The sequence below is a fragment of the Povalibacter sp. genome (assembly GCF_036520495.1).
In the GTDB taxonomy this organism is placed as follows: domain Bacteria; phylum Pseudomonadota; class Gammaproteobacteria; order Steroidobacterales; family Steroidobacteraceae; genus Steroidobacter.
Genome location: NZ_DATDJO010000032.1, coordinates 79,466 through 91,713 on the forward strand (window position 1 = coordinate 79,466; position 12,248 = coordinate 91,713).

The window sequence follows — 12,248 nt, forward strand, 5'->3', positions numbered from 1 at the left end:
GAAGAATTGCATTCTTATCGCCTTTTCATGCCCCGTGTCACCCCGTGTTCCCCGTGGAGCTTCTTATCCTTGGTTCGGAATCGTCACACAAGTTCACCACTGCGCCACCAGTTCACGGAACGACGCGTTCAGTTCGATGCCCTGTTCGTCGTAACTTTCGGCGACCCGTCCATCGACAGTCACACGCGATGGTTTGCGTCGCGTGGGCCAGACCACGGCCAGCTGCGTCTCTGGCCGCAAGCCAGGTCCGAGCGTCACGCGCAGCGTGTCGTTCTTCTGCCGCGCTGTCATCGTGAGCGATCCATACGTGATCGGCAGTTCGCCGATGCGGATGCCCTCGCCCGCTACCCAGCTCTGCGGCACTCCGGGCAATAAACGCAGACGCTTGTCGTCTTCATGCATGAGCATGCCGAAAATCATGCGCACGTACTCCGCTCCGATCCAGGTGTGCGGCATGTCGCCCATGTAGCGATCGCGCCGTTCCAGCGAATGAACGACTTCCGCGAAGACGTGCCATCCCGCCGGCCGGCGATGGCGCATGAAGTTGGTCAATAGTTCGTCGGCCACCTGCGGACGATCGAGATGCACGTAGGTCAACACATTGCGCAGTTCGTAAGGCGTGTAGGCATACAACGCGTCGGGTTCATCGCGTCGTCGTACTTCTTCGAGGTAACGATCGAACGTGCGCTGCAACGCCGCCTGCGGCATGAGGTCCATCTGATTCGCCGGATCGATGCCGATGGATACGCTGGTTGGATCCCAATCTCCCAGGTCGGCTGACGCTGGTACGTAGTCGATCTTCTTCCAGGCAATCGTTGCTTCGATGGACTGTCGAACCGATGCACGCAGCGCTTCGTATTGTTCGCGGCTCCAGGCGGCGAGTTCCGCATTGCCCCAGCGCTCCGCCAGCCAGATCGCGTCGTGCCAGCCCTTCAGCCCCCAATAGTCGTCCCAGTAACTGTGTGTCGGTACCGAGTAGCCCTCGTGACTGATCGACGGCGCGAGAATGCCGTGAAAGCGCTGTGGCGATTCACGCTCGGCGAAATAGCCCGGCGCCAGCGTGCGCTGACGCAACTCCTGCAAGTACTCGAGCACCAGTGTCACCTGCGGTTCGAACTCCCGCACGCTGGACGGACCGCCATCGACCCGCGCGATCTCGGCGACCAGCCAGATGAACTGCCCCTGGCTGTCATGTTCGAGATCGGAGCCGAAGCCGCGATTCACGGAACCGTCTTCGTTGAGAATTGGCGACACCAGGCCGTTCGGATGCACGGCATGATCTGCGTACCACCGCAGATAGTCGCGCGCGGCTTTGACCAGACCCATGCGGGCCAGCACCGACGCCGTCGCCGAACCATCGCGCAGGAAGGAACGGTTGTAGTTGCGTGGTCCAGGCTGCAGCGCCGGTCCGGTCTGGTTCAGCAGCATGTATGCGGTCTGCGCCCGCATCATGTCGACGAGCGACTGGTCGGGAAGCGACAGCTGGATGCGACCCACACTGTCCTGCCACTGTTGCGCGACCTGCGAGGAGATGACATCGAATGCCTTGCCCGCATCGGCGATGTTCGTAAGCAGCGCGGCACGATCGAACGCGGGTGCGGCCGGCAATGACTCCGTCGTGAAATCGATGTGCTCGTTGCCCAATGGAAACGCGAGAACGACATCGCGCTGCTCACCCGGCGCCAACTGGACGCGATAGCCCAGGAGCGCCGCGGCGAGCCCGTCGTCATCTCTGGCGTCGAGTGCTGCAGGCCACCTGCCGGAGACCACGGCATTCGTGATCTCGCCCTCACCAAACTTGCCGAAGCCGGCAGCCGCGCGCTGATCGACGGACGACAGCGAGTGCACGAACGTGCGGCCATTGATACTGATCGACGTCTCCGCCGGTTCCCCCTGGATCCGCACCGTGCGGATAGGCGCGATACCGCCGTGCTGCCACGGTGGATTGACCTGCAGCGGCCGGACGATCAGCGCCAGTTGCCCCTGTACGGGTGCGGTGCCCGTATTGCGCACGCGATAGCGCGTCAGCGTGACCGGCGCGCCGTTCTGTGCAACTGCGAACGCGTCCGTTTGCAATGTGACACCCGGCTGCGGCGACCAGCGGACCGTCGGCATGGGCATCCAACCCTCACGCAACTCCTGCGTACGTTGCGCCGTGCTGGCGGCGACGGTGTGACCTGTATCGTCGCGCCAGAGAGGTTGCACGAGCGGCGCTCCCTTGAACATTTCAAGATTGCCGTATTCGTCGAACACCGACTTCTGTCGACCGGCAGGAATGCCGACCACCGTCCAGTACACTTGCTGCCGATGCAGCGTGTCCGGATACAGGTCGCGATTGGTGCGTGATGCCTTGATCTCGTAGCGCTTCAAAGGCGTCATGACCTGCGACGGACTCAGCAGGCGCAGGCGGCGAATCGTCGCGGGTGCGCCGGACGTGGTCACGACCAAGCGCAGCGCGCTGACGTTCTCTGACTTGGGGGCACTGAGATAGGACATGTCGCCGGAGGCATCAGGATCTTCCGCGAGCACGCGCCAGACACCAGTGCCCAAGCGGCCTTCGAGGCGTGCACTTTCTCGCGGTCCATCCCAGAACACTTGCAGGCCAGAGACGTCCATCGGTTGTGGCAGGCGGATGTCGAGCGTGCCATTTGCAGGCAGGGAGCGCGCGCCGCCGGCCCACAGTGCCTGATTCCCCGCGGGGCCCGCGATCTGCGGCGCGGCTTGCGCCGCGATCGGTTCGAACTCCAGTACCGACACGCCCCAATCCGCCGTCTTCGGCTTGCTGGCCAGACGCAGATAGCGTGCGGTCACCGTAGGAAACAGTACGTACTCGACATTACCCGCACCGTCATCGATGTCCGCCACCGTCGTCCAGCGTTGCGCATCCTCGGACGCCTGGATCAGGTATGTCTCGGTGAAGCCGCTGTCCCAGCGAATGATCACGCCACCGATGCTGGCGCTGCGACCGACGTCGATCTGCAGCCAGTGTCCGGGTGAGAACGGACCGCCCCAACGCGTCTTGAGATCGCCATCGATGGCGAATGTCGGCGCGAGTGCGGGGTTGTCGAGCGCCGATGCACTCGCAGTCCATTGCGATCGTGATGGCAGTGACTTTGCGCCTGGCGTTTGAGCGTTTGCAACGAATCCGGAAAACACGGCAGCAAGGACTGTCAGCCACGGCAGGCTGCAGAGCAAAGAAAATGACGGCACCGAACCTCCGCTGCTGTCGGTAATTTTCCTGTCGCAGTTTCAATACCGGTTGCGCGATTCAGCCAACATCCAGTTGCCTGTTCAACTGCTCTTCGATGTGGCTTCTACGCAATGATCGTCATTACGTTGTGCGTTGGCAATTGTTCCAGGCCAACGGAACTCTTTATCGGACGCAGAGTTTTTGCCCACGATGCTGCGTCAAATGAATGACTCACCGGCGATGACGCCGACAGGTACGCGACTGCGGCGGCATGAGCGTTTGGAAATCTCGCGAAGCGCGACTGCGTTGCAATTCTCCAACGCACGGCGTGCGCATCAGCCGCCGAGCCTCGTGCTGCACTGGCCCGTCATGCCAACCTCTCCGCAATTATTTTGATATGCAATCCGTCAATCAGGGGGACCTTCGGATGATTACCACCCATCGGCAGCGCGCGCGTCACGCGCTGAAAGCCGCCATCGCCGGCGCCCTGCTCATCGCAACGCCGTATGCGCTGGGACAATCCGTCAGTGCCACATTGCGCGGCAATGTCACCCTCGATGCCGTGCCCGCGAACGGCGCGAGCGTCATCGCCACCAACGTCAACACCGGGTTGACTCGCGCGGTGCAGGCCAACGATACCGGCAACTACACGCTCGCCGGTCTGCCACCGGGGGCGTATCGCGTCGATGTCGATGCCGGCGGCAAGAAGTCGTCCCAGACCGTCGTCCTGCAGGTAGGTCAGACGGCAACGCTCGATCTCAATGTCGGCGCGACGCAGGCTCGCGAGCTCGACTCGGTGGTCGTTTCGGCCGAACGCCTGGTCGAAGCCAAGACCTCGGAAGTTGCGAGCTATATTTCCCTCAAGGAGATCGAGTTGCTGCCGCAGAACTCGCGCAACTTCCTGCAGTTCGCCGAAACCGTACCGGGCATGCAGTTCATCCAGAGCGCCAATGGCCAGACGGAACTGCGCAGCGGCGCGCAATCGGCCAATGGCGTCAACGTCTACATCGACGGCGTCGGTCAGAAGAACTACGTGACGCGTGGCGGTGTCGGGGGTCAGGGAAAACTCTCGGACAGTTCCGCCAGCAACAGAGGCACTCGCGGCAATCCATTCCCGCAGCTCGCAATCGGCGAATACAAGGTCATCACGTCGAACTACAAGGCGGAGTTCGATCAGGTCAGCAGCGCCGCCATCGTGGCTGTGACCAAGTCCGGCACGAATGAGTTCCAGGTCGACGCGTTCTACGACACCACCAACGAAGACTGGCGCGCCAAGGACCCACGGGAAGAGGCAAACGGCGTCAAGGCACCTTCGGAGCAGAATCAGTATGGCATCGGCATCGGCGGTCCGATCATCCGTGATCGGATGCACTTCTTCGCCACTTACGAGAAGAAGGAGATCGAATCGCCGGCGACGGTATTTCCAACCAACTGGATCGGCCCGCTGCCGCCTCCTTACACGGACTTCGCCGGCACGTTCAACGAGGAGTTCGATGAAGACCTGATATTCGCCAAGGTCGACCTGACGCTGGGCGATGCGAATCTGTTCGAGTTGTCGTGGAAGTACCGCGACGAATCGGACTACTCCTTCGGCGACAACGAGTCGCCCAGCTACGGCACGGTGAATGCCAACGAGGACAGCCGCTGGGATCTGCGCTATCAGTACACCGGTGAGTCCTTCATCAATGACGCGCACATCACCTACGAGGACTCGAGCTTCAGCCCGCGGCCGTTCCTGAGCGAGAACGGTTTCTCGCTCTTCAATGGCGGCTTCGACAACAACAACTTCACGTTCAACTATGGCGGCGGCAACATCTTCGACGACCGCGGCCAGAAGGGCTGGGGGTTCCAGAACGACCTCACATTCAATGCGCTGGAGTTCGCAGGCGGGTACCACACGATCAAGACCGGCATCAAATACAAGAGCGTCGATCTGACCGTGGCGTCGCAGACGCCCTTCAATCCGCTTTTTGCCGTCGACCTGAACGACCCGACCCAGACACCCTTCCGGGTCAAGTTCGGCGGCGTTTCCCAGTTCGGACAGACGAGCGCCGCGTCGGACAACAAGCAGTACGGCATCTATCTCCAGGACGATTGGGATGTCACTGACCGGCTGCAGTTGAATCTGGGCGTTCGCTACGACTACGAAGAGGCACCGGCCTACCTCGACTACGTCACGCCGCAGGTCGTAATCGACGCGTTCAATTCACCCAACCCGAACCCCGCAGCCGGCGGCGCTCCGTACGCCGAAGCATTGCGCCTCGGCGGCATCAACATCGAGGACTACATCAGCACGGGCAACAATCGCGACGCCTTCAAGGACGCGATCGCGCCGCGCCTCGGATTCTCATACGACCTCACCGAAGACGAACGTCATGTGATCTTCGGCGGCGCTGGCCGCTCGTACGATCGCAACGTGTTCGAGTACCTGGCCCGTGAAACCACGAAGGGCAGCTTCCCCACCTACGAGTACTGGTTCGACTCACCGACCGATCCGGCGAACCAGTGCCAATCGCGCGGCACGACCTGTCTCGGGCCATTCGACCCGATCTACTTCGATCGCGCCCAGCTCGATGCGCTGGCCACCGCGCGGCCACTGCAGGGCGCGGAAGTCTTCATGCTCAACAACGACATCAAGACGCCCTACTCCGACCAGTTCAGCTTGGGGATTCGCGACCGCTTCGTGGTCTGGAACCACGATTGGCAGACGCAGCTGACGTTCGTCTATAACGAGTACAAGGATGGCCTTATCTTCCTGCTCGGTCAGCGCTATCCGGACGGCTCCTTCCGTCCGCCCGGCACGACCTGGAACAACGCGCCATGGGGCGAGCACCCGGCCTATCAGGGACAGAACCTTGGCAACATCCTGCTCGGTACCAACGGCGTCGAGACCAAGGCGAAGCAGGTGCTGCTGTCGATCCAGAAACCGTATTCGTCGGACTCGGGCTGGGGCGTGACCCTCGCCTACACATTTACCGACGCCGAAGAGAATCGCATCAATACGGCAAAGGACGACGACACCTACATCTTCGACTATCCGAGCATCAATGACTTCGGCTGGAATACATCGACGGGCGTACCCGAGCACCGTCTCGTCATGACCGGCATCCTGGATGCGCCCCGGGGAATTGGCCTGTCCGCGAAGTTGAACCTGGCCACGCCGATGTTCTACTCGACCGTCAACTGCGTCGAGGCCACCGACCCGGATCACTGCTTCTGGGATGCGAAGAAGCCGGATACGACACTCGGCTACAAGCAGTTCGATCTGGCGGCACAGAAGACGTTCACGGTCATGGAAGATTTCAATCTGCGCATCCGCTTCGACCTGCTGAACGCGTTCAATTGGGAGAATCCCGACGGCCGTGACGAGTTCTCAGGGAATTTCGGTGCGCCGAATCCGAACTTCCTGAATCCGACCACCTATCTGCAGCCGACACGCACGTTCAAGCTCTCGCTCAGCGCCAACTGGCGCTGAGCGAGGCGATGACGGGATGGAGTGGTCGCTCCGTCCCGTTTCTCCGCGCAGACCGCACCGTCTGAACTGCAAGGGTAAGCGAACGCTCGCCGGAGTAGTCCCCCAGCGCCGCTCTCGCCATTCGAATCTACAATCTCAGGGGGTCGTCACGATCTCGGCGATGAAACGTTCCAGCCGCTGATGCAGCAGCGCGATCCGCCCTTCTGCATTTCCCGGCCACGAGCCTATCGTTTCGCCGAGCGCGTTCACGAGACCTTCGTGTATCTGTCGGGCACGGCGATAGCCGCTGTTCGTCGTCGTCCGTTCCTGGTGCTCCGCAACATCCATCAGAACATTGGCCAGGTCGAGTTCAGCATCGATGAGGTCGGCACTGAACCGGTCGGGCCAATGGCGCGGTGCACTCGTGGCACTGATATCGGATTCCATGCGTCTGGGTCGACCTGGGCCTGTCATGAATTGATACTCCATCGTCGGATGCCCAGACGTGCCGCATTTTTTATCGATCGGAATCGTCTGGCCTTGAGAAATTCCCCTGAGCCACATTGCATAACCAGTGAGACACGTGAATGTTCCGCTCCTGGGATGGTACGACGGCCTATTTCTCCGACGCTGCGCTACCGCGGTCTTTGGCATCGACTTCGGATTCCGCTGCCAGCCAATCGTCCAATTCATGTCCGGGGGCAAATTGTCGCGAAGCGGCACGCCAGTAAGCGGACATCGCGATCCGCTCCTCGCGGGAGGTGACCGATCGCATCTCACCGAGGAGTCGCAACTCCGGTACCGGCTCGATGGACTCGTCGCCTGTGTCAGTTTTGTTCTCGCTGACGCCGCCGTTGAGGCGACGACCGGTTGCAGACGTGGATTTGTTCGTTGAGCGATTGCGTGCAGGCATGAGCTTCCTCCTTCGTCGATGAGCATCGATTACAAGTGATGCACCGGCGCCAAAGTTCCTCCTCCATTTTGATGCGCCGCGGACTCAGTAGCCGCCGATGATCGGGAGTATTTCACCCGTGATGTAACTCGAACATTGGGGCGAGGCGAGAAATACGTACGCCGGCGCGATCTCCTCCGGCTGCGCCGGGCGACCCATGGGCGTCGCCGCGCCGAACTGACTGACATCCCCGGCCTGCTTGTCCGCAGGATTCAGCGGCGTCCATACGGGACCGGGCGCCACGGCGTTGACCCTGATCCCGCGACCGATCAGGTGACCCGCCAGCGATCGCGTGAAGGCATGAATGCCGCCCTTCGTCATCGAGTAGTCGAGCAGATGCTTGCTGCCGTCGATACCGGTGACCGAACCGGTATTGATGATGGCACTGCCGCGGCGCAGATGCGGAATGGCAGCGCGACAGAGATAGAAGTAGCCGTACAGGTTGGTCTTCAGTGTCGTGTCGAAGTGCTTGTCGGTGAGATCCACGATGTCGTCTGCGTGGAGCTGGAACGCAGCGTTGTTCACCAGTATGTCGAGTCGACCCAGTTCGCGCACCGTGCGCTTGACGAGGGACTCGCAGAAGCGGCGACTGGACACATCGCCGCTGATCGCAATGCAGCGCCGTCCTTCACTCTGCACGGCTTGCTTCGTGACTGCAGCATCCGCATGCTCATCGAGGTACGCAATGGCCACATCGGCGCCTTCCCGCGCGAACAGCACCGCAACAGCGCGCCCGATGCCTGAATCACCCCCGGTAATGAGCGCGACGCGATCGTGCAGCTTGCCCGACCCCCGATAGAACGGCGCGTCATACATGGGGCGCGGGTCGATCGCTGACTCCTGCCCCGGCTTGGCGTGATGTTGCGCGGGCAGCGGCGGTTCCGGGTACGTGCGTGCACCCGCCTGCATGGCGTGCGGCTTCGGCGGTTCGGACTTTCGATCGGAACGCGCGACCTGTCGTTGAATGCTCCGGTGCCTGCGCGCCGCGCCTCGCGCCGCTGTTGGCCGGCCAGATGATCGTGATGCCATGGCGTTTCCTGCAGCTGCGGTCTGTCAGTTAGTGGCTAACCGCATGCGCGCCGCTAAAGTTCCCGCCGCGTCGGCGTCCGAAGCGGAACAGAATGCGACTGAAGTCGCCGATCCGCGGTCAATGCTCCTTGACCGCCCAAGGAATCATCACATGCAGTCAATGACCGAAACTTGCGAGTGCCGTCGCGCATTGAACAGCGGCCGGCCGCTACACGGATCGAGTTCATGAAAGTATTCCATTGCGGCAACTGCAATGCGCTGGTGTTTTTCGAGAATTCCACCTGCCTCAACTGCGGACACACGCTGGCCTTCCTGCCGGATCGACGCATCGTGACCGCGTTGACCCAGGACGCGGACGGCGCGTGGCACGAGCCGCAGGACACGCGGCATCGGTATCGTCTGTGCAGCAACTTCGTCGAACGGCAGATGTGCAATTGGGCGGTCCCGATGGACGACGCGCACGCCTTGTGTGCTTCCTGCCGACTGACCACGGTCAGTCCCGATGCGGCAAACGCCGAGCACCAGAGCAACTGGTTCAAGCTCGAGGCCGCCAAACGCCGGCTCGTGTACAGCCTGCTCGAACTGTCGCTGCCACTGACGCCGCGCGCGGAAGATCCCGCACGGGGTCTCGCTTTCGAGTTCAAAGTGCCGGATCCGACACCCGACGCCAAACCGGTGCTCACCGGCCATGCCAATGGCGTCATTACGATCAATGCACTGGAAGCCGACGATGTGGAGCGCGAAACACGCCGGCAACAGTTGCACGAACCCTATCGCACCGTGCTCGGACATTTCCGCCACGAGATCGGGCACTACTACTGGGACAGACTGATCGCCGCGAGCGGACGGCTCGCCGGCTTCCGCGAGCTGTTCGGCGACGAACAGCAGGACTACGCTGCGGCGCTCAAGCGGCACTATGAAGAGGGACCGCCCGCCGACTGGCAGCAGCGTTTCGTCAGCGCCTATGCCAGCACGCATCCGTGGGAAGACTGGGCCGAAACCTGGGCCCATTACATGCACCTGACGGATACGCTCGATACCGCGGCGGCGTGCGGATTGAGCCTGAAACCGGCGCATCCCGAAGAACCAGCGATGAAATCGCCGCCGTTACTGACGCACAGCGATTTCGCCCGGCTGATGCGCGACTGGATGTCGCTGACCTATCTGCTCAACAACCTGAATCGCGGACTGGGCCTGACCGACGCGTATCCATTCGTTCTGCCAGGCCCCGCCGTGGACAAGCTGCGCTTCGTCCACGAGACGGTGAGTCAGCAGCGCTCCTGAGCCTACGGATAAAGAAATACATTTCTTCGACCCCGTGTTTCCCCGCGTTCCCCGTGGAATCTCGGCTCCTCAGACAGAGTCGAGCGACGCGAAAATGATCGTCGGATGCTCCAGGCATTCCTTCAGGGCCTGGATCAGCGACGCCGCGTCGTGACCGTCGACGAACCGGTGATCGAACGAACTGGAGATGTTCATCATGCGCCGCACGGTAATCGCGCCGCGAACGACGACCGGTCGTTCCACCGCGTTGTTGATGCCGATGATGGAGACTTCCGGTGCGTTGATGATCGGGGTGGACGCGATGCCGCCCAGCTTGCCGAGACTGGTCAGCGTCATCGTCGATCCTGACAACTCATCGCGCGTCGCCTTGTTGGTGCGCGCCGCTTCGGTGACGCGGCGAATCTCCGCCGACACGTCGCTCAGGGAACGTGCCTCGACGTTGCGCACGACCGGCACCTTCAGTCCGTCGGGCGTCTGCGTGGCGATGCCCAGGTGCAGCGGGCGATAGCGCATCAGCACGTTGCGCTCCGTGTCATAGCGAACGTTGCACTGAGGGAATCGCGGCAGGATGCGCACCAGCGCCAGCGCAATGAACGGCAGATAGGTGTACGACGCCGCGCCCTTGGGCAGCTTCGAGTTCGCATACTGACGCAGGGACTCGAGCTCGGTCACGTCGACTTCTTCGACATACGAGAAGTGCGGGATCGTCTGCACCGTATGCAGCATGCGTTGTGCAATCAGGCGGCGCAGGCCGATGACCGGCATCTCTTCGACTTCCGGGCCTGTCACCGCCCGGGCTACCGGTGCTTTCGCGACAGAGCGCTGCTCGACGAAGTTGCTGAAGTCCTCGCGCGATATGCGTCCGCCGGGGCCGCTGCCCGGCACCTGCGACAGTTCGATACCTGCTTCGCGCGCACGACGGCGGGTCGCAGGCGACGCCATGATCCTGCCACCGGTGGCCGCCGGGGAGGTTGCTGCAGGCGCCGATACAGCCGCGGGTTTCGCTTCCTTCTGCGGCGTAACTACTGTGACCGGTGTGACCGGTGCGACCGCCGCGGCTGGCTGCGGCTCGCTTGCCGTGGCCGTGTCTGTTTCGAACACGATCACCTCAGCGCCGACGGGTATGCTGTCTCCCGGCTTGCCGGCGATCGACACGACACGACCGCTGACGGGCGACGGCACTTCGACGGTCGCCTTCTCCGTCATGACGTCGAGAATGATCTGTTCTTCAGTCACCACGTCGCCGGGCTTGATGTGGCAGGCGACGATCTCGGCCGCCACTGTGCCCTCGCCCAGGTCCGGCATCTTGAAAACATAGCGACTCATTTGACCGCCTTAACTTTCTTCAAGGCAGCGATGATGCGCTCCTGCCCCGGAAAATATTCCCACTCGAATGCATGCGGATACGGCGTGTCCCAGCCGGTGACACGTTCGATCGGCGCCTCCAGATTCCAGAAGCATTCTTCCTGGATGGTTGCCGCAAGCTCGGCACCGAAGCCGGCGAAGCGCGTTGCCTCGTGCACGATGACACAGCGGCCGGTCTTCTTCACCGACGTCGCGATCGTATCGACATCGAGCGGTACGATGGAACGCAGGTCGATGATTTCGCAATCCGTGCCGCTCGCCTTCGCTGCGGCCTCTGCCACGTGCACGAGCGTGCCGTACGTGATCACGGTGACGTCATTGCCCGGCCGCACGATCTCGGCGCGGCCGATGGGCACGGTGTAATGCCCTTCGGGCACCTCGCCTTTCGGATGGACACTCCACGGCGTGGCGGGTTTGTTGGGGTCGCCATCGAACGGGCCGTTATAGAGCCGCTTCGGTTCGAAGAAGATCACCGGATCGTCGTCTTCGATGGCCGCAATCAGCAGACCCTTGGCGTCATAAGGATTGGACGGCATCAGCACCTTCACGCCGCAGATATGCGCGAACAGGGCTTCGGGGCTCTGCGAGTGCGTCTGGCCGCCGCGAATGCCGCCACCGGCGGGAACACGCACAGTCACCGGTGCGAACATGTCGCCGGCCGTGCGGTAGCGCAGCCGTGCCAGCTCGCTCGTGATCTGGTCGAAGCCCGGATAGATGTAATCGGCGAACTGGATCTCGGCCACGGGCCGCAATCCATTGACTCCCATACCGATGGCCGTCGCAATGATGCCGCCTTCGGCAATGGGCATGTCGAGCACGCGATGCTCGCCGTACTTGCGCTGCAAGCCGTCGGTACAGCGGAACACCCCGCCGAAGTAGCCGACGTCCTGCCCCATGACGACGACGGTCCGATCCTTATCGAGCATGACGTCCATCGCCGAATTGAGCGCCTGGACCATATTCATTTGCGCCAT

8 protein-coding genes are annotated in these 12,248 nt (G+C 62.0%); 2 read left to right on the top strand and 6 right to left on the bottom strand.

Going from position 1 to position 12,248, the window contains the following annotated elements; translation table 11 throughout:
* Positions 1 to 93: 93 nt before the first annotated feature.
* On the bottom strand, positions 94 to 3,210 hold the full coding sequence (locus VIZ63_RS11775; protein ID WP_331609811.1) for a discoidin domain-containing protein: 3,117 nt from the start codon (positions 3,208 to 3,210) through the stop codon (positions 94 to 96).
* A gap of 407 nt (positions 3,211 to 3,617) precedes the next feature.
* Between VIZ63_RS11775 and VIZ63_RS11780 the strand changes: the two genes are divergently transcribed.
* Positions 3,618 to 6,665, top strand: a complete 3,048-nt coding sequence (locus VIZ63_RS11780) for a TonB-dependent receptor (protein ID WP_331609812.1) — start codon at positions 3,618 to 3,620, stop codon at positions 6,663 to 6,665.
* A 135-nt stretch (positions 6,666 to 6,800) separates the two neighbouring features.
* Here VIZ63_RS11780 and VIZ63_RS11785 read toward each other — a convergent pair whose 3' ends face one another.
* The 3 genes from VIZ63_RS11785 to VIZ63_RS11795 all read right to left on the bottom strand — a co-directional run bounded on the left by VIZ63_RS11785 (position 6,801) and on the right by VIZ63_RS11795 (position 8,625).
* Positions 6,801 to 7,091 (bottom strand): hypothetical protein, encoded by a 291-nt coding sequence (locus tag VIZ63_RS11785; RefSeq protein WP_331609813.1) that lies wholly within the window; start codon positions 7,089 to 7,091, stop codon positions 6,801 to 6,803.
* A gap of 169 nt (positions 7,092 to 7,260) precedes the next feature.
* Positions 7,261 to 7,557: a DUF2934 domain-containing protein gene (locus VIZ63_RS11790; RefSeq protein WP_331609814.1), complete on the bottom strand. Its 297-nt coding sequence runs from the start codon at positions 7,555 to 7,557 to the stop codon at positions 7,261 to 7,263.
* A gap of 84 nt (positions 7,558 to 7,641) precedes the next feature.
* Positions 7,642 to 8,625, bottom strand: coding sequence for an SDR family oxidoreductase (locus VIZ63_RS11795; RefSeq protein ID WP_331609815.1), 984 nt, complete (start codon positions 8,623 to 8,625; stop codon positions 7,642 to 7,644).
* A 225-nt stretch (positions 8,626 to 8,850) separates the two neighbouring features.
* Here VIZ63_RS11795 and VIZ63_RS11800 point away from each other — a divergent pair, with 225 nt between their 5' ends.
* Positions 8,851 to 9,909: a putative zinc-binding peptidase gene (locus VIZ63_RS11800; RefSeq protein WP_331609816.1), complete on the top strand. Its 1,059-nt coding sequence runs from the start codon at positions 8,851 to 8,853 to the stop codon at positions 9,907 to 9,909.
* A 69-nt stretch (positions 9,910 to 9,978) separates the two neighbouring features.
* On the opposite strand, the gene VIZ63_RS11805 is transcribed toward VIZ63_RS11800, so the two are convergent.
* Entirely contained in the window at positions 9,979 to 11,235 is a 1,257-nt protein-coding gene (locus VIZ63_RS11805; protein ID WP_331609817.1) for a dihydrolipoamide acetyltransferase family protein, read from the bottom strand.
* Positions 11,232 to 12,248 carry an alpha-ketoacid dehydrogenase subunit beta gene (locus VIZ63_RS11810; protein WP_331609818.1) on the bottom strand — a complete coding sequence of 339 codons (1,017 nt, stop codon included), beginning with the start codon at positions 12,246 to 12,248 and terminating at the stop codon, positions 11,232 to 11,234. Before VIZ63_RS11810 ends, VIZ63_RS11805 begins: the two co-directional genes overlap by 4 nt.